The sequence below is a fragment of the Bacillus sp. 522_BSPC genome (assembly GCF_001076885.1).
GTDB classification, from domain to species: domain Bacteria; phylum Bacillota; class Bacilli; order Bacillales; family Cytobacillaceae; genus Niallia; species Niallia hominis.
Genome location: NZ_JVDT01000060.1, coordinates 1 through 19,611, shown reverse-complemented (window position 1 = coordinate 19,611; position 19,611 = coordinate 1). Strand labels below are relative to the sequence as shown.

Annotated in this window: 15 protein-coding genes; 14 read left to right on the top strand and 1 reads right to left on the bottom strand. The window is 35.1% G+C overall.

The features are described from left to right. Positions 1-171 precede the first annotated feature (171 nt). The 6 genes from ADJ83_RS04485 (at position 172) to yihA (ending at position 10,064) form a co-directional block, all read left to right on the top strand. The gene (locus ADJ83_RS04485) at positions 172-1,191 is read left to right on the top strand and encodes a tetratricopeptide repeat protein (protein WP_031537046.1); all 1,020 of its coding nucleotides are present in this window, start codon (positions 172-174) and stop codon (positions 1,189-1,191) included. Positions 1,192-1,406: 215 nt separating this feature from the next. Further along, a complete protein-coding gene (gene tig / locus ADJ83_RS04480; RefSeq protein WP_031537047.1) occupies positions 1,407-2,693 on the top strand; it encodes a trigger factor in 1,287 nt (428 codons plus the stop codon). 363 nt (positions 2,694-3,056) lie between these two features. Further along, the gene (gene clpX / locus ADJ83_RS04475; RefSeq protein WP_031537048.1) at positions 3,057-4,322 is read left to right on the top strand and encodes an ATP-dependent protease ATP-binding subunit ClpX; all 1,266 of its coding nucleotides are present in this window, start codon (positions 3,057-3,059) and stop codon (positions 4,320-4,322) included. Positions 4,323-4,934: 612 nt separating this feature from the next. Next, positions 4,935-6,608 carry an ATP-dependent protease LonB gene (gene lonB, locus ADJ83_RS04470; RefSeq protein ID WP_031537050.1) on the top strand — a complete coding sequence of 558 codons (1,674 nt, stop codon included), beginning with the start codon at positions 4,935-4,937 and terminating at the stop codon, positions 6,606-6,608. A 544-nt stretch (positions 6,609-7,152) separates the two neighbouring features. After that, a complete protein-coding gene (gene lon / locus ADJ83_RS04465; protein WP_031537051.1) occupies positions 7,153-9,480 on the top strand; it encodes an endopeptidase La in 2,328 nt (775 codons plus the stop codon). Then, a complete protein-coding gene (gene yihA / locus ADJ83_RS04460; protein ID WP_031537052.1) occupies positions 9,477-10,064 on the top strand; it encodes a ribosome biogenesis GTP-binding protein YihA/YsxC in 588 nt (195 codons plus the stop codon). The genes lon and yihA overlap by 4 nt, the downstream gene beginning before the upstream one ends. 130 nt (positions 10,065-10,194) lie before the next feature. Here the strand turns inward: yihA and ADJ83_RS04455 are convergent, their stop codons facing one another. Beyond that, the gene (locus ADJ83_RS04455) at positions 10,195-10,683 is read right to left on the bottom strand and encodes a LiaI-LiaF-like domain-containing protein (RefSeq protein WP_031537053.1); all 489 of its coding nucleotides are present in this window, start codon (positions 10,681-10,683) and stop codon (positions 10,195-10,197) included. A 370-nt stretch (positions 10,684-11,053) separates the two neighbouring features. Between ADJ83_RS04455 and hemA the strand changes: the two genes are divergently transcribed. The 8 genes from hemA to ADJ83_RS04415 all read left to right on the top strand — a co-directional run bounded on the left by hemA (position 11,054) and on the right by ADJ83_RS04415 (position 19,393). Then, complete coding sequence (hemA, locus tag ADJ83_RS04450; RefSeq protein WP_031537055.1) at positions 11,054-12,403, top strand: glutamyl-tRNA reductase; 1,350 nt, start codon at positions 11,054-11,056, stop codon at positions 12,401-12,403. Positions 12,404-12,609: 206 nt separating this feature from the next. Further along, positions 12,610-13,434 (top strand): cytochrome C assembly family protein, encoded by an 825-nt coding sequence (locus ADJ83_RS04445; protein WP_031537056.1) that lies wholly within the window; start codon positions 12,610-12,612, stop codon positions 13,432-13,434. 41 nt (positions 13,435-13,475) lie between these two features. Continuing rightward, positions 13,476-14,411, top strand: coding sequence for a hydroxymethylbilane synthase (gene hemC / locus ADJ83_RS04440; protein WP_031537057.1), 936 nt, complete (start codon positions 13,476-13,478; stop codon positions 14,409-14,411). After that, positions 14,404-15,168 carry a uroporphyrinogen-III synthase gene (locus ADJ83_RS04435; RefSeq protein WP_031537059.1) on the top strand — a complete coding sequence of 255 codons (765 nt, stop codon included), beginning with the start codon at positions 14,404-14,406 and terminating at the stop codon, positions 15,166-15,168. The genes hemC and ADJ83_RS04435 overlap by 8 nt, the downstream gene beginning before the upstream one ends. Positions 15,169-15,185: 17 nt before the next feature. Then, on the top strand, positions 15,186-16,160 hold the full coding sequence (hemB, locus tag ADJ83_RS04430; RefSeq protein ID WP_031537062.1) for a porphobilinogen synthase: 975 nt from the start codon (positions 15,186-15,188) through the stop codon (positions 16,158-16,160). 14 nt (positions 16,161-16,174) lie between these two features. Further along, positions 16,175-17,464, top strand: coding sequence for a glutamate-1-semialdehyde 2,1-aminomutase (hemL, locus tag ADJ83_RS04425; RefSeq protein ID WP_031537063.1), 1,290 nt, complete (start codon positions 16,175-16,177; stop codon positions 17,462-17,464). 436 nt (positions 17,465-17,900) lie between these two features. Beyond that, a complete protein-coding gene (locus tag ADJ83_RS04420; protein ID WP_031537064.1) occupies positions 17,901-18,638 on the top strand; it encodes an ABC transporter ATP-binding protein in 738 nt (245 codons plus the stop codon). A 2-nt stretch (positions 18,639-18,640) separates the two neighbouring features. Beyond that, positions 18,641-19,393, top strand: coding sequence for an ABC transporter permease (locus ADJ83_RS04415; RefSeq protein WP_048717100.1), 753 nt, complete (start codon positions 18,641-18,643; stop codon positions 19,391-19,393). The last annotated feature ends 218 nt before the right edge of the window (positions 19,394-19,611 follow it).

Here is a 19,611-nt window from a genome sequence, read left to right as displayed (position 1 = left end):
TGAAAGAAAATGTTTAGAAAGCGGATACAAAATTAGAAGTTTTATTTTATAAAAAGGGAGCTAAAAAACCTCCCACAAAAACTTGACTCAATCTAATGAAAAGTTCAGGTTGCATCTAAATAGAAAAAAAGCTACACTAGCAACAAAAAGAATGTATAGGCGGTTAAAAGGATGAAGAAACGGGAGCAGGAAAAAAAAGATAATGTTATTTTTTTTCCCGATTTAGATAAACGTTTATTACAAAAGGGCTTAGATGCCATTTCAGATAAGCAATATAAAGAAGCAATCGCTTATCTAGAGGAAGCAAAAGAGAGAAATCCTTTTCATAGTGAAATTAACATTGGGTTAATTCTGTCTTATTACGAGCTAGGTTTATTGGAACCGGCAAAATACTTAGCAAAAGAAATGCTGAAAGAGGGACAGGGTGACTATATACATGTGTTGGACTTATATATCATGATCCTTGTGCAGCTACATGAATATGAAGAAATTGTTTCAACGATTGAAGTATTGTTAGAAGATCATCAAATTCCTGCCAATAAAATCGAGCACTTTTCAAAAATGCTTACTTTTAGTAGAAAAATGGCAGAGTCTTCTCCACTAGCAGAAAAGGATAATTTAATGGAAGAAACTACGGGTGAAACGGAGAGATTAATGGAATTAGAAGATCCACAGGAACAAATGCTTCTTATTGCTAAAATGTCTAGTCAAAACATCCGAGCTTCTATTGAACAAGTAAAACAGTTTCTTCAGGAGGACGAAAAAAACCCGTTTTTAAAAACGATGTTAATTAATATTTTGCGAGAGCAGGATTATGACAAAGAAGTAGTGATTCATAAATTTACTCGAACCATAACCGTAAAGCCAACCAATTTAAAGGATATTAAAGAGCAAGATCAATATAAAAAGATAATGACATTTCTGATTGATTATGTTGAAAGTAATGATCCCGTTTTATTCGAAAATATTAAAATGTTAATGGATCGACAATTTTTTTTGCTTTATCCATTGGTACTTGAAGATTATAGTCCTGAAACATGGGCCGCATCCTATCATGCTGTCGTAAATGAATATTTTGGCCAAGAGGATACACAAGAGATTCTCTCAATATATGAAGTAAATGAGGATAATTTTGAACAAGCTAAAGCCTTCATTTATCAACTAGAGGAAATTTCTTATCCTAATATTTAGGCAAGGATGTTGAAACAACTAGAACCTATGATATAATGTAATGGTTGCATTTAGAAAATGCGAATATGTTTATTTCTTACTAGATAACTTTCTGCCATTATTAGGTGTGAGCTTTTTCGTTTGAAATAGCTTTCAAACAGTAATAAAGAAGTTTATCTATACATTAAGTAGAAGTAATGAAAAAGTAGAATAGATTGTTGGAGGGAAATTATAGTATGTCAGCTAAATGGGAAGTTTTAGAAGGGAACCGTGGCGTTCTTACAATTGAATTAGATGCAGAAAAATTAAACGAAGGTTTAGATTTAGCATTTAAAAAAGTAGTTAAGCAAGTAAATATTCCTGGATTCCGTAAAGGTAGAATTCCACGTGGAATGTTCGAACAACGTTTTGGTGTTGAATCTTTATACCAAGATGCAATTGATATTCTTTTACCAGAAGCTTATGCAAATGCAATTGAAGAAACTGGAATTGAGCCAGTAGATCGTCCAGAAATCGATGTTGAACAAATCGAAAAAGGAAAAGCATTAATTTTCAAAGCAACTGTTACAGTGAAGCCTGAAGTAACATTAGGTGAGTACAAAGGGTTAGAAGTACCTGCTGTTGAAACAACTGTTACAGATGAAGAAGTTGAAGCTGAAATTAAAGCATTGCAAGAAAAACAAGCTGAGTTAGTAGTAAAAGAAGAAGGTACTGCTGAATTAGGCGATACAGTTGTTATGGACTTCGAAGGATTCCAAGATGGAGTTGCATTCGAAGGCGGAACTGCTGAGAACTTCTCATTAGAACTTGGTTCAGGTCAATTTATTCCTGGATTTGAAGAAAAATTAGTAGGAGTTGCTACTGGCGAAACGACAGAAGTAGAAGTTACATTCCCAGAAGAATACCATGCTGAAGATTTAGCTGGAAAGCCTGCTACATTTAAAGTAACTATTCATGAGATCAAAGGAAAAGAACTTCCTGAATTAGATGATGAATTTGCAAAAGACGTAGATGAAGAAGCTGAAACATTAGCTGAATTAAAAGAAAAAATTAAAACTCGTCTAGAAAATGATAAGAAACATCAAGCGGAACATACAGTACGTGATACGGTTGTAGAAAAAGCTTCTGAGAATGCAACAATGGATATCCCTTCTGCAATGATCGATACAGAAATTGATCGCATGATGAATGAATTCGAACAACGTCTTCAAATGCAAGGTATGAACCTTGAATTATACTTCCAATTCTCTGGACAAGATGAAGCTGCTTTAAAAGAGCAAATGCAAGAAGACGCTGGAAAACGTGTTCGTTCTAACTTAACTCTTGAAGCAATTGTTGCAGCAGAAAATATTGAAGTAACAGAAGAAGAAGTAAATGCTGAACTTGAAAATATGTCTCAAATGTACAATATGCCAGTAGATGCTATTAAACAAGCACTTGGCGGTGTAGAAAACTTACAAATGGACATTAAAATGAGAAAAGCAATCGATTTCCTTGTAGAAAACAGCAAAACTGTTGCATAATAGAAGTAAGAAAAAAAACTAAGGCGCGACTATTTCGTGCCTTAGTTTTATATTAGTGTTAAATAACATATAATATGGGTAACTATAATATAAGTTACTCTACCGTACAGGAATATACAGACAAATCAAGAGATAATATTTCCAGATTTAAAGAAGCGAAATCTGGTTATGCTTAAGAAAGTACATACATTTTACCGTTATTGGATGATTAGGGCTGATTACCCAAGCTGAATTATTTCCTGTACATTACCATCATGTGATACAATTCAATACATAACTGTTGAAAAAAGTAAGTTTTGTTTCAAACCAATAATATTCCGTAACGGTAAAAATATACAAAAAGAAGTATTAAGGGGTGAAGGCATGTTTAAATTTAATGACGAAAAAGGCCAGTTAAAGTGTTCATTCTGCGGAAAGACACAGGATCAAGTTCGTAAATTAGTTGCTGGTCCAGGTGTATACATTTGTGATGAATGTATAGAGCTATGTACAGAAATCGTGGAAGAAGAATTAGGTACAGAAGAAGAAGTAGAATTTAAAGATGTACCGAAACCAGCAGAAATTCGCGATATCCTTAATGAATATGTCATTGGACAGGATCAAGCGAAAAAGGCTCTTTCTGTTGCAGTGTATAATCATTACAAGCGCATTAATTCAAATAGTAAAATTGATGATGTGGAATTATCAAAAAGTAATATTGCGTTAATTGGGCCAACTGGTAGTGGTAAAACACTTCTTGCACAAACATTAGCAAGAATATTAAATGTACCATTTGCTATTGCAGATGCAACAAGTCTAACAGAAGCTGGATATGTTGGGGAAGATGTAGAAAATATTCTCTTGAAATTAATCCAATCTGCAGATTATGATGTAGAAAAAGCAGAAAAAGGTATTATTTATATTGATGAAATTGATAAAGTTGCACGAAAATCAGAAAATCCTTCCATTACAAGAGACGTCTCTGGTGAAGGTGTTCAACAAGCATTATTAAAAATTCTAGAAGGTACTGTAGCTAGTGTTCCGCCTCAAGGTGGCAGAAAGCACCCTCATCAAGAATTCATTCAAATTGACACAACGAATATCCTATTTATTTGTGGTGGTGCATTTGATGGTATCGAACCGATTATTAAAAGACGTTTAGGTCAGAAAGTAATTGGTTTTGGTTCAGATGGTAAAAAGGCAGAAGTGGAAGATAAAGATTTACTTGCGAAAGTATTACCAGAAGATTTATTACGCTTCGGGTTAATTCCAGAATTCATTGGCCGTCTTCCAGTTATTGCAAGTCTTGGACAATTAGACGAAGAGGCATTAATTGAGATTTTAACGAAACCAAAAAATGCTTTAGTAAAGCAATTTAAGAAAATGCTGGAATTAGATGATGTCGAATTAGAATTTGAACCAGAAGCTCTAAAGGAAATTGCTAAGAAGGCAATTGAAAGAAAAACAGGGGCACGTGGATTAAGATCTATTATTGAAGGTATTTTGTTAGATATAATGTTTGACTTACCTTCAAGAGACGACATTGTCAAATGTATTATTACAAAAGAAACAGTAACGGAAAATGCATCTCCAAAACTTGTTTTAGAAGATGGAACAGTAGTGGAGAAAGAAACAAAAACATCTGCATAACAACAGTTATAAAAGAGAATCATTTGGTGTAAACCACCATTGATTCTCTTTTTTTTTATGTGATTTTATTCCCCATCAACAACAATAGGAGAGAACCCCTTTTTTATCGCACTGGACAGTAGACTTTCACTCTTTGCTAATGAGAACGCAAGGAAGATAGTGAATATACTTGTCCATAAGGTACTCTTGTGTCAACTACTAAGAAGGAAAACCACCACTGTTGGAAGTTCCACTTTAAATTTCTACATACTCCACATATTTTTTCCATGAAAACTTGTTTATTCCAACAAAGGGAAGGAGATACTATTTTTTAAAGACAAGGCACTATTAGGTATGTGGTCTTTCATTGGTGTCTACGCTTATTGGAAATGAGCATTTCATCAATCTTTGTATAATTCATTAAGATAGTAAATCAATAATCCTTAATTGGTAAAAATGTCGGAATTGACATGCTATCTCACTTCTTATGTAAAGAGTAAAGGAACATACACGCATGCTTACCGAAGAACCTACTCAAAAGAGTGAATGAAAGATTTGCCCCTATCTGTAGATTTTTTAAGGGACATACATATGTGAGGTTCTAAAACAACATGATTATAGGAGGTATTATTTATGAATTGGGCGGAGATCGCTTTATTTGTACAATTATTCTTCGGGATTATCATCGGACTTTATTTCTGGAACTTATTAAAGAGTCAGAGAACACAAAAGGTTTCGATTGACCGTGAATCAAAAAAAGAAATGGATCAGCTAAGAAAGATGCGTGCCATATCCTTAACAGAGCCGCTTTCTGAAAAAGTACGTCCAACAAGCTTTGCTGATATTGTAGGACAGGAAGATGGCATTAAATCATTAAGAGCAGCACTCTGTGGTCCAAATCCACAGCATGTTATTATTTATGGACCTCCAGGGGTTGGTAAAACAGCGGCAGCAAGACTGGTATTAGAAGAAGCAAAGAAGAACCAGAAGTCACCCTTTAAGCCAAACTCTGTGTTTGTGGAATTAGATGCTACAACAGCTAGATTTGATGAGAGGGGTATTGCAGATCCGTTGATTGGATCAGTTCATGATCCGATTTATCAAGGGGCTGGAGCGATGGGACAAGCTGGTATCCCACAGCCGAAGCAAGGAGCAGTTACTAACGCTCATGGTGGAGTTTTATTTATTGATGAGATTGGAGAACTACATCCAACACAAATGAATAAGCTTTTAAAAGTGTTAGAAGACCGAAAAGTTTATTTAGAAAGTGCTTATTACAATGAAGAGAATACACAAATTCCTTCCCATATACATGATATATTTAAAAATGGATTGCCTGCAGATTTTCGATTAATTGGAGCAACAACTCGAACACCAAACGAAATTCCTCCAGCAATTCGTTCAAGATGTATGGAAGTATTCTTTAGAGAATTAACAAAAGAAGAAGTTATAAAAATTGGCAAAAAAGCTGCAGATAAAGTGAATATGTCCATAAGTGAGAAAGCTCTCGATACCCTTTCAGAGTATGCAAGAAACGGAAGAGAAGCAGTTAATATGGTACAGATTTCCGCTGGCCTTGCGATAGGTGAGGAGCGGAGCTTTATTAAGGATGATGAGGTAGAATGGGTTATTAATTCAAGTCAGCTTTCTCCTAGAATGGAAAGAAAAATTAATAAACATTCTACTATTGGAGCAGTTAACGGGCTTGCGGTTTATGGATCCAATATTGGAGCTTTATTAGAGATTGAGGTAACTGTTATTCCGGCAAAAGATGGGAAGGGAAGCATCAATATTACCGGTATTGTGGAAGAAGAGAGTATTGGAGGACAAGGTAAATCGATTCGAAGAAAAAGCATGGCAAAGGGTTCAATAGAAAATGTTATTACGGTTTTACGATCAATGGACGTTCCAGCAGACCAATTTGACATCCATGTCAATTTTCCAGGTGGTATACCGATTGATGGACCGTCAGCAGGTATTTCTATGGCAACTGGTATTTATTCTGCTATTTACAAGCAACCGGTAGATCGAAAAGTAGCAATGACAGGGGAAATTAGTATTCATGGAAAAGTAAAACCGATTGGAGGAGTAGTAGCGAAAGTGAAAGCAGCTAAAGCTGCAGGCGTTCAAAAAGTTATTATTCCACAAGAGAATATGCAGGCTATATTGGAGGAAATAAAGGACATTACCATTGTTCCGGTTCAATCACTTAATGAAGTTATCGAGCATGCATTACTTAAGGAAGAATGGAAGGAAGAAGCAATTCCAGCGTCTACAATTGCATGGACAAAGAAAGAAAGTATTTAATTCCTTATATTACATAAAAAATGCTTTCAGTAAAAGCATTTTCACTGTCGGCTAATTCAGTTAAGAGAGAGTTGGTCGGCAGTTTTTTGTGAAGCCGTATGTATGGGGGGAAGATAATAAAAGAAAACCTGTAGATATAACCTATATTTTAATAAATGAAAAGATTATTATATAATGAAAAAGAGGAGAATAGGTGTTGATATTTTTCTTTTTTGAATGGAAACCACCTAAATAAGCCACTTTATTAGAGAAGGCTTATTTTAAATGGATCTATGCATTATTTGGATAATGTCTTTTAAAAGTTTTTTCTCCTCGTGAAATTCTATCTAAGTAAACAAAATACAGATTAAGAAGAGTAGAAAAGGGGAATCGAAAAATTAGTTCTATTTTTTCGGACTGTCTAATAACTCTAGTTAATAGACACATTTTCATAAATGAGATAGAATTGTACAAAGCATTAGAATGCAAGGGATGCCTATATCGATAGAAATAGTGCGATTAGGCGCTAAAAGTAAGGGATTTTTTAAGCTGGAGGTGCAACGTCATGGAGGAAAATAAAAAAACAATAGTCCCCCTCCTGCCGCTTCGAGGATTACTGGTTTATCCAACGATGGTACTTCATTTAGATGTAGGTCGTGATAAATCTGTTCAAGCTCTCGAAAAAGCAATGGTAGAAGACCATTTAATTTTTCTAACAATGCAAAAAGATATGGATATAGACGAACCCGAAGAAGAGGATTTATATAAAATTGGAACATTAACAAAAGTAAAACAAATGTTAAAGTTACCAAATGGAACAATAAGAGTCCTTGTTGAAGGGGTACAAAGAGCAGAGCTGGAAGAATTAATGGAGGAAGATGGATATTTTGCAGCAAGTCTGCACCTTTACGAAGAAGAAACTTCAAAAGATGTAGAAGATGAAGCATTAATGAGAACAATGCTGCAGTATTTTGAGCAATACATAAAAATTTCTAAAAAAATATCCCATGAAACATATGCAACAGTTTCTGATATGGAAGAGCCAGGTAGAATGGCTGATATTATTGCTTCTCATTTACCCATTAAATTAAAAGAAAAACAAGAGATTTTAGAAATGCTAAACAATAAGCAAAGAATGAATTATGTGATTGATATCATTCAAAACGAAAAAGAAGTTTTAAATTTAGAGAAGAAAATCGGTCAACGTGTAAAGAAATCCATGGAAAGAACACAAAAGGAATACTATTTACGGGAACAAATGAAAGCTATTCAAAAAGAGCTAGGCGATAAAGATGGAAAAAGTGGTGAAGTAAGCACACTGCTTGAAAAAATTGAGGAATCAGGAATGCCCGATCATGTAAAAGCAACTGCTTTAAAGGAATTAGATCGGTATGAAAAAATTCCTTCCACCTCTGCAGAAAGCTCTGTCATCCGCAATTATATCGATTGGCTATTAGCGTTACCGTGGACGAATGCAACAGAAGATGATTTGAATCTAATTAAAGCGGAAAAAATCTTGAATGACGACCATCATGGACTTGAAAAGGTAAAAGAAAGGGTATTAGAGTATTTAGCCGTACAAAAGCTTACAAACTCTTTAAAGGGCCCTATTCTTTGTCTAGCTGGACCTCCTGGAGTCGGGAAAACGAGTCTTGCGCGTTCTATAGCACGCTCTTTAAACCGTAATTTTGTTCGCATCTCTTTAGGTGGAGTGCGTGATGAATCGGAAATAAGAGGACATAGACGAACTTATGTTGGAGCAATGCCAGGAAGAATCATTCAAGGAATGAAAAAAGCAGAGACGATTAATCCAGTATTTTTATTAGATGAAATCGATAAAATGTCCAATGATTTCCGTGGAGATCCTTCCTCTGCTATGCTTGAGGTACTTGATCCTGAGCAAAACCATAATTTTAGCGATCATTATATTGAAGAAACATATGATTTATCGAAGGTTATGTTTATTGCTACAGCCAATAATTTAGCTACCATACCTGGGCCATTGCGTGATAGAATGGAAATTATCTCAATTGCTGGATATACAGAAATCGAGAAAATTCATATCGCGAAAGATCATCTATTGCCTAAACAAATTAAAGACCATGGATTATCTAAATCTCAGCTTCAAATTAGAGAAGATGGCATCCAAAAAATTGTCCGTTTATATACAAAAGAGGCAGGAGTCCGTACTTTAGAAAGACAACTTGCAACCATTTGCCGCAAAACGGCAAGAATGATTGTTACAGGTGAAAAGAAAAAAGTAGTGATAACTGCTAAAAATATTGAAGATTTCCTTGGAAAGCCTATTTTCCATTATGGTCAGGCAGAAGAAGTAGATCAAGTTGGTGTTGCAACTGGCCTTGCTTATACGACAGTTGGGGGAGATACTTTGCAAATTGAAGTATCTTTGGCTCCGGGAAAAGGTAAATTAGTTTTGACCGGAAAATTAGGTGATGTAATGAAGGAATCTGCTCAAGCTGCATTTAGCTATATTCGTTCTAAATCAGAAGAGCTAGGAATTGATGCGAATTTCCATGAGAAATATGATATTCATATCCATGTCCCAGAAGGTGCAGTACCAAAGGATGGACCATCTGCAGGGATTACAATGGTAACTGCTCTTGTTTCTGCTCTTTCTGGCAAACCTATCAAGAAAGAAGTAGGGATGACAGGAGAGGTAACGCTCAGAGGACGAGTTCTGCCAATTGGAGGATTAAAGGAAAAATCCCTTGGTGCTCACCGTGCCGGTTTAAAGACCATTATCATACCAAAAGATAATGCTAAGGATATCGACGATGTTCCTGAGAGTGTAAGAGAAGAACTAGACTTTATTTTAGTTTCACATGTAGATGAAGTATTAAAACACGCGTTGAACGGAAGTGTAAATCTTTGAAAGTTAATCAAGCAGAAATAGTAATTAGTGCCGTAAAACCCAATCAATATCCAGAAGGAAATCTACCAGAGTTTGCTTTAGCTGGAAGATCGAATGTGGGGAAATCATCCTTTATTAATCGTATGCTTGGACGAAAAGCGTTAGCTCGCATTTCGTCCAAACCGGGAAAAACACAAACATTGAATTTTTATTTAATCAATGAAATCCTGCACTTTGTTGATGTACCTGGTTATGGTTATGCAAAAGTTTCTAAGAAAGAAAGAGAAGCTTGGGGAAAAATGCTTGAAACGTATTTTACCTCAAGAGAGCAGTTAAAAGCAGTTGTTTTAATTACAGATCTTCGCCATCCGCCAACTGCTGATGATATTTTAATGTATGACTTCTTGAAGCATTATGGAATACCATGTGTCGTAATTGCTACAAAAGCAGATAAAATATCAAAATCACAATGGCAAAAACATTTAAAAGTAACAAAAGAAACATTAGGGCTTAGTGCAGATGATTACTTAATCCTATTCTCATCCGAAACGGGAGAAGGAAAAGATAAAGTTTGGTCTCTGCTAGAACATTTAGCAAATAAATAAAAAATCGACTCACATCAGCTAGCATAACTAGTTGAAAAGTGAGTCGATTTTTTATTTTAGTATAGATGTATAGATTTAACTTTCTGGCTACAATCATGACCGTAGCCATTTTGTATTATGTATAACACTTTTATTTCCTCTTTTTCGATACTAAATAATATCCCCCAACGATGATGAATAGAATGGGTATCAAGTTATTTAAAGTATGTGGACTAATCTTTAAGAATGTTAACGAGCCGAGAATTTCTTGATAAAAAAGCAAAAGAACAGCTAACAAGAGAAATAGAAGACCATTTAACATTCCCTGCCCCATTTTCTGATTTTGAAGAATAAAGCCAAGAGCAATAATTAAAATAAATGTACCTGTGTGATCTGGCCAGATTGCAAGCTTATTCACTAAGTGAAAGTGTAAGCCAAAGCCAGTTAAAATCACACCTGGTAAAATGACAGCATAATCCTTCCCACTATAGCCTTGAAAAAGAAAGGCAATCCCAATAATAATTAATAGGGTTGGCCATGTATATAGATTGGGTAGAATGGTAATATTAAATTCTTTTAAGATAAAATAAAATCCAAAACCAATTAATACGATACCGGAGAACCATTTTTGTGTTTTCATTATTTCCTCCACTTCCAAAAAACTCAGCTTGAATACATAGAAGATTTTTGTTACTGTACAATGAGTAAAGTACTATATTTAACAAAAAAACTAAGATTACAACGATAATTTTATAAAAGAAGTATAAACTATTACTAGTAAATAACGTAAGTATAATTCTTTTACTGTTATTAATACTATATCTTACCATACGAATTCACAATTTGTTCACATTTATAGGGCAAAATGTTTCCCATTTTTGAAATGATTTTGTTATAATAACTACGTGTTAATAATTATTATAATTTAATTTATTTATATAAATGGTTTTTAAAATGTTCTTTATGATTAACAAGGTAAGAACAACTTTTTGGGGGTGTCATTAGGTAAAATGCATATAGTAGCTGTCGGACTAAATTATAAAACGGCCCCAGTAGAAATTCGTGAACGTTTAACATTTGATTCAGAGCAAATAGGGGAAGCTATGAATCAATTACAAAATAAAAAAAGTATACTAGAAAATATTATTATTTCAACATGTAATCGCACGGAAATATATGCAGTAGTTGATCAGCTTCACACTGGTCGATATTATATAAAGCAATTTTTAGCAGAATGGTTTCAGTTGGAACAAGATGAGTTTGTTCCTTATTTATTTGTGTATGAACAAGATGGAGCTTTAAATCATTTATTCCAAGTTATTTGTGGTTTAAATTCAATGGTTGTCGGAGAAACACAGATTCTTGGCCAAATTCGCACAAGCTTCTTGACAGCACAATCCATTAAATCTACTGGTTCAGTGTTTAACCAGTTATTTAAACAGGCTATTACTTTTGCAAAGAAAGCACACACAGAGACAGAGATTGGCGCAAACGCTGTGTCTGTAAGCTATGCAGCAGTAGAATTGGCAAAAAAAATATTTGGTACCTTGCAAAATAAGAATGTTCTCATTTTAGGTGCAGGAAAGATGGGCGAGCTTGCTATTCAGAATTTGTATAGCAACGGTGCTAAAAATGTAACTGTGATAAATCGCACATTTGAAAAAGCGGAAACACTTGCAGATCGTTTTGAAGGGCAAGCAAAACCGATGAATGAGCTGCAATGTGCATTAATTGATGCAGATATTGTCATTAGTTCAACTGGGTCTAACACATTCGTTATCACAAAGGCATTGATGAAGGCAGTTGAAAAAATCCGCAAAGGTAATCCGTTGTTTATGGTGGATATTGCGGTCCCACGTGACTTAGATCCTGAAATAACTGAATTAGAAAGTGTATTTCTTTATGATATTGACGATTTAGAAGGAATTGTAGAAGCAAACCTCCAAGAACGCCAAAAAGAAGCAGAAAAGATATTGATTATGATAGAAGCGGAAATTATTGAATTTAATCAATGGCTTCATTTATTAGGCGTCGTGCCAGTCATTTCTGCACTTCGGGAAAAGGCCCTAGCTATTCAAAGTGAAACAATGAAAAGCCTAGAAAGAAAGCTCCCTCATTTAAGTGAAAGAGAGAGAAAGATTTTAAATAAGCATACGAAAAGTATTGTGAATCAAATGTTAAAGGATCCGATTCTTCAAGCGAAGGAACTTGCGGCACTTCCAGATGCTGACCAATCGATGCAGCTATTTATGAAAATCTTCAATTTAGAAGCCGATACACAAAAAGAATCGAATAATGTCGTAAAGGAAGACGAGAAAGAAGCATTTTCTCCAATCACTCAGCCGTCCATTCAAGTGTGATAAATATAACGAATGAATGCTTTTACTCTATTAAACGGAAAGTTTGCTTTTTAAATTGCTATCCTGTAAAAAAATCTCTGCGGATGGTCGTTTCACTTTTCTTTTCATCGGTTAAAATATAGTGGAGGATTAAGAAATAAGCCTATATTAAGTTATAGAAGACTTGGGGTATTAGTAGGATCTTTTATGTTTGAAGGGGAATGTCGATGCAGGATATTTTTATGACTAGACTTCATGAATTCATGATTATTCTTTATGCTTTATCTGTGCTATTGTATTTTTTTGATTTTCTGCATAATAACCAGAGAGCAAATCGAGTAGCTTTCTGGTTACTTTTATTTGTCTGGATTTTGCAATCGTCTTTTTTAAGTATTTATATAGTGGAGATGAATAGATTCCCAATCTTAACTATCATGGAAGGGCTTTACTTTTATTCATGGGTATTGGTAACCTTTTCTTTAGTAATTAATAAATGGTTGAAAATTGATTTTATCGTGTTTTTTACGAATGTCCTTGGATTTGTTATTATGGCAATACATACATTTGCTCCTGCACGTGATTCTGCTCTTACACATGCAGAGCAGGTTGTATCGGAGTTGCTGTTCATACATGTAACAGCGGCTATTTTAGCGTATGGGATGTTTACAATTTCATTTATTTTTTCTGTCCTCTATTGTATTCAATATGATTTACTAAAACAGAAAAAATGGGGAAAACGAGTAATGAGGATTGCAGATTTGGCCAAATTAGAACATATATCTTACCTATTAAGCGTCTTTGGTGTACCATTGTTATTAATTGGCTTAATTCTTGGTGTTCAATGGGCTATTATCCAAAGACCAGACTTTCTTTGGTATGATCCGAAAATTATCAGCTCGTTCATTGTGCTATTAGTCTATAGCAGTTTTTTGTATTTACGTGTTTCAAAAAAGTTAAGGGGGAAAAATGTTGCCCTCTTAAATATTGCCAGTTTTTTTATTATGCTTATTAACTTCTTTTTAGTAGGCAATTTTTCAACTTTTCATTATTAAATGGAAAGTACATAAAGGAATCAATGTTGGAGGTACTGTTAATGCGCAAAATAATTGTTGGATCAAGGAAAAGTAAGCTAGCCATTACTCAAACGAATTGGGTAATTAATCAGCTGAAAAAATTAGATTCTTCTTTTGACTTTGAAGTAAAAGAAGTTGTGACAAAGGGAGATGTTGTTCTTGATGTCACTTTATCTAAAGTTGGGGGAAAAGGGCTATTTGTTAAAGAAATAGAGCAAAGTATGCTTGATAAGGGAATTGATATTGCTGTACACAGTATGAAAGATATGCCTGCAATCCTTCCAAAAGGGCTAACAATTGGGTGTATTCCAGAGCGTGAGGATTATCGTGATGCTTTAATAAGTAAGAACCATATTCCTCTAAAGGAGCTAAGAGAAGGTGCAATCATTGGGACAAGCAGTTTGCGTAGAGGTGCACAATTACTTGCTGTTAGACCTGACCTTGAAATCAAATGGATTCGCGGAAATATCGATACTCGTCTTAGCAAGCTAGACACAGAAGAATATGATGCAATCATATTAGCCGCTGCTGGATTAGCAAGAATGGGATGGACAAGCGATGTAGTAACGGAGTTTTTAGATCCGGAAGTATGTTTGCCTGCAGTGGGGCAAGGTGCACTTGCTATTGAATGTCGCGAAGATGATAAAGAAGTGCTAGAGCTTTTAAGCAAGTTGTCAAACCAGGAGACGACTCGCACTGTTTACGCGGAAAGAGCATTTTTGCAGCGCATGGAAGGCGGATGCCAAGTGCCAATAGCTGGCTTTGCACAAGTTAAGGATGATGAAGTGGCATTAACAGCATTAGTCATTTCACCTGATGGGAAACAAATTTATAAGGAAGAAGTTACAGGGAAAAACCCTTTAGAGGTAGGGGAACAAGCAGCTGCCATTTTAACAGAAAAAGGTGCAAAAGCATTAATTGATCGATTAAAAGAGGAGAATATAATAGATGGCTAAATCCCTTCTAGGAAAAAAAATTCTCGTTCCCCGCTCTAAAAAACAAGCAAGTGTATTATCAAAGCGGATTAACGATTTAGGTGGAATTCCAGTTGAAGTGCCACTTATCGCTTTTCGAGAAAAACCTCTTCCTGAAGAAGTGATTGTTTCATTAAAATGCCAAGTATATGATTGGCTTGTTTTTACAAGTCGTAACGGTGTAGAGGCATTTTTTAAAGAGATAAACAGAGTAGAATTAACAGTTGTCTCTAAAATTGCTGTCATTGGTGAAAAGACGACAGCAGCTGTTTCTGAACATGGATATCAAGCTGATTTCATTCCGTCACAATTTGTTGCAGAACAGTTTGCAAAAGAGTTCGTTACCATTACCGAAAAGAATCAGCGGATCTTAATAGTAAAAGGAAATAAATCGAGAGAATTTCTAGCAGAAGCATTAAGGAAAGACGGTTTGCAAGTGGATGAAGCCATATTGTATGAAACTTATTTTCCGAAAGAGAGTGAAGAACTGCTTGTGGAAGAGGTAAAGAAGAATGATTTAGAGATATTGCTTTTTACCAGTTCTTCCACCGCACAACATTTTATGCAAGTGATAAAAAAATATCAGTTAATGAATAATTTGGAAAGTTGTATTGTTATTAGCATTGGACCGATTACGACAGAAACATTGGAATCCTATGGTTTACCTGTAACAATAACAGCGGAGCCTTATACAACAGATAGCGTTCTAGAACATTTAGTGCAGTATTTAACAAATTAAGTTGGAGGCAAGAAAAAATGGTTGAATTCAAACGTCATCGCAGATTAAGACAATCTGCTAATATGAGAGCATTAGTTAGAGAGACATATGTACATATCGATGATTTAATTTATCCGATATTTATAACAGAAGAAGAAAATGTGAAGAGTGAGATTTCTTCAATGCCTGGCATTTATCAGTTTTCGATTGACCGTTTAAAAGAAGAAATGGATGAAGTACAGGCGCTTGGAATCAAATCTGTGTTATTATTCGGAATTCCAAAGGAAAAAGATGAATGTGGAACACAAGCCTTTCATGATCATGGTATTGTTCAAGAAGGAATTAAGTACATCAAAGCGAACTATCCTGAAATGATTGTTATTGCTGACACTTGCTTATGTGAATATACGAGCCATGGACATTGTGGCGTAATTGAAGCAGGAAGAGTATTAAATGATGAGTCTCTAGAATTGCTTGTGAAAGCAGCAATTAGCCAAGCTGCTGCTGGAGCAGATATTATTGCACCTTCTAATATGATGGATGGTTTTGTAGCAGCAATTCGAAAAGGGTTGGATGAAGCCGGATTTTTGGATATTCCTATTATGAGTTATGGTGTCAAATACGCATCAGCATTTTATGGGCCGTTCCGAGAAGCAGCTGATAGTACACCTCAATTTGGAGATCGTAAAGCATATCAGATGGATCCTGCTAATCGTCTTGAAGCATTTAGAGAAGCGGAAAGTGATGTTGCAGAAGGCGCAGATTTTCTTATTGTAAAGCCAGGTCTTCCATATCTTGATATTGTTCGAGACATGAAAAATGAATGGGATTTGCCAATTGTTACCTATAATGTTAGTGGTGAATATAGCATGGTTAAAGCGGCAGCACAAAATGGCTGGATTGACGAAGAAAGAATAATTATGGAAACGATGATTAGCATGAAACGTGCTGGGGCAGATTTAATTATTACTTATTTTGCTAAAGATGTAGCACGTATGCTAAAAGAACAATAAGGGAGGAAGTCATAATGCGTTCCTATCAAAAATCAGAAGCGGCATATAAAGAAGCAGTAGAATTAATGCCAGGTGGTGTAAATAGCCCCGTTCGTGCTTTTAAATCGGTTAAAAGAAATCCAGTATTCATGGATTCTGGGAAAGGCTCTAAAATTTATGATATTGATGGCAATGAATACATTGATTATGTATTATCATGGGGACCTCTTATTTTAGGGCATGCTGACGATCAAGTAGTAGAGGGAATTAAGAAGGTTGCTGAAAAAGGTACTAGCTTTGGGGCGCCAACTTTAATTGAAAACAAACTTGCTGCTCTTGTGAAAGAACGTGTTCCTAGCATCGAAATCGTTCGCATGGTGTCTTCTGGTACAGAAGCTACAATGAGTGCTATTCGTTTAGCTAGAGGCTATACCGGCAGAAATAAAATTCTTAAATTTGAAGGATGTTATCACGGACATGGGGATTCCTTGCTTATTAAAGCAGGTTCAGGTGTAGCAACACTAGGTTTACCAGATAGCCCTGGAGTTCCAGAAAGCATTGCTGCGAATACCATTACCGTTGCTTATAATGATTTAGAAAGTGTTAAATATGCATTCTCTACATATGGAGAAGATATTGCAGGCATTATTGCTGAGCCAGTTGCAGGAAATATGGGTGTTGTTCCACCGAAACCAGGCTTTTTACAAGGCTTGCGTGATGTTACAACAGAATATGGCGCTTTACTTATTTTTGATGAAGTAATGACAGGTTTCCGCGTGGATTATGGTTGTGCACAAGGTTATTTTGGCATTAAACCTGACATTACTTGTTTAGGTAAAGTAATTGGCGGAGGATTACCAGTTGGTGCATATGGCGGAAAAGCAGAAATTATGAATCAAATTGCCCCAAGCGGTCCTATTTATCAAGCAGGCACCTTATCGGGTAACCCACTTGCTATGACAGCAGGGTTTGAAACATTATCTCAATTAACGAAAGAAACGTATACAGAATTTATCCGAAAAGCAGATCGTTTGGAAGAAGGCTTAAAAGAAGCTGCTGCGAAATATGAAATTCCGTTTACAGTAAATCGCGCGGGATCTATGATTGGGTTCTTTTTTACCAATGAAGATGTAAAAGATTATGAAAGTGCTAAAACATCCAATCTTGATTACTTTGCTAGCTTTTATAATAGCATGTTAGAACAAGGCATCTTTCTACCACCGTCTCAATTTGAAGGGATGTTCTTGTCAACTGCATTAACGGATGATGATATTGAGCAAACCATTCATGCAGCTAAACATGCCTTTTCTACATTGAAAGCTTAAAAACGAGTTTGTTTTAGAAGATTATTGTTTTTAAAAAAAGAGTCTAGGACAAAATGGACGTGTAAAAACTAAGTCGTTCTATTGCGCTACAGACCCACGATGCGTCGGGGAGGCTTGCCGATTGCCCCATCCTATGGAAAGCGAAATGTATTTAGGTTGCGGGTGATAAGCAAAAACCGTCTATTTTAAAAAATTTAAAAACCCAAACAATTATACGAATGTTTTTAACATCTCCGTAAAATTGTTTGGGTTTATATTTGGTTGGAATACTTAAGTGCCCAGTTTCTTTCATTTTTTTTTATGTAGAAATTAATTAAGCAAAAGACATTTTCTTATTTACTCCGAATTATCTAGAACTGTCGATTTTTTGCCACTGTATGAAGGTGACTAATATGATATGATGCAACTAGTAATAAGCGATAAGAAGGGATGTTTCATGGATTCATTTGTAAAGATGCAGCACGTTAGTTTTACTTATGAAAATAATACAATCTTAAAAAAGCTAAATTTAACTCTAGAAAAGAGTAAATCATATGCATTAATCGGTAAGTCAGGCGTTGGAAAAAGTACACTTCTCCACCTTTTAGCAGGTTTCCTGATCCCAACTGAAGGAGAAGTGTTAATCGATGGAAACCGAATTCAGCAACCTAGCAAGGATATTGGTTTTATGTTTCAGGACTTAGGTCTTTTTCCTTGGCTAAAAGTTCGCGATGCAGTTTCGATGCCGTTGAAATTAGATAAACGGAAAACGAAACAGGAAATCAAAGAAAGAGTAACAGCACTAATAAGAGAAGTTGGATTAAGTGGAATGGAGCATAAATATCCGGCAGAGTTAAGTGGTGGACAAAAGCAAAGGGTAGCATTAGCAAGAACATTAATTAATGAGCCTGAGTTGTTGTTAATGGATGAGCCGACTTCTACATTAGATGAACTGACAAAAGAACAAATTCAACAGCTAATATATGTGCAGATTAAAAAAAGACAAACGACATTACTTTTTGTAACTCATAATATAGAAGAAGCAGTACTTCTTGGTGAGTATATTCTATTGCTAAAAGATAATGGAGACATCGAGACTATTTATAATCCGCTATTCGGGGTAGAAAAAGCGAAAGAAAATTTGTCTTTTTATAAAGCTTGTATTGAAGTTCGAAGAAAATTAGCGGCGGTATAATAATGAAGAAAATCATTCGGAAAGTCTTTAGAAATCAACTAATCGTAGGCTTTATAAGTGTCACTCTATTTTGGTATATTGTCTATTTTTTAGTACAGTCACATACCATCCCATCACCCATTTTAACAGTTACTTATATATGGAACGAAAAATGGATGTTGCTTCTGCATGCAGGAGCGAGCTTACTGAGAATTACCATTGCTCTTTTTATTTCTTTGTTAATAGGAATTCCATTGGGGATTATTTTAGGCAAAAATAAGAAGATTAATACCTTTCTATCACCTTTTCTATATTATATATATCCAATACCCAAAGTAGCATTTTTACCTGTATTTATGATTTTGTATGGGCTGGGAAACCAATCTAAAATTACCCTAATTATTTGGATTATTGTTTTTCAAATCATTTTATCGGTTAGAGATGGTGTATTACAAATTCCAGCAAGTTATTATAAAGTGATGCACGGCTTTCGGTCACCAATTTACCAGCAATTAATCTACTTAATTTTCCCGAGCATACTTCCCTCCATATTTACAGGGATAAGAATTAGTATTGGCATTAGTTTAGCAACATTATTTTTTGCAGAAAACTATGCAACAACTTATGGAATTGGCTATTATATAATCAGTGCATGGACGAAAATGAATTATGAAGAAATGTTTGCAGGGATCGTCACCTTAGGATGTATCGGTTTATTGTTATTTATCATATTAGATAAATTGGAGTTAAAAGTTACCCCTTGGAATCATAAATAAAGAGGCTTGGACATAAGCATTTCAACCGAAAACAAAAATGAACGTTTATGTAATTAAATTGCATAAACGTTCGTTTTTTTTAGATAAAGGTTTAAAAACGAAGTGAAATGGAGCGTCCTCCCCGGCGCATCGTGCGTCTGTAGCGTAATGGAACGACTTAGTTTTTATACTTAGCTATATTTAAAAACATAGATAACCATCATGAGAAAGTAGCTTTA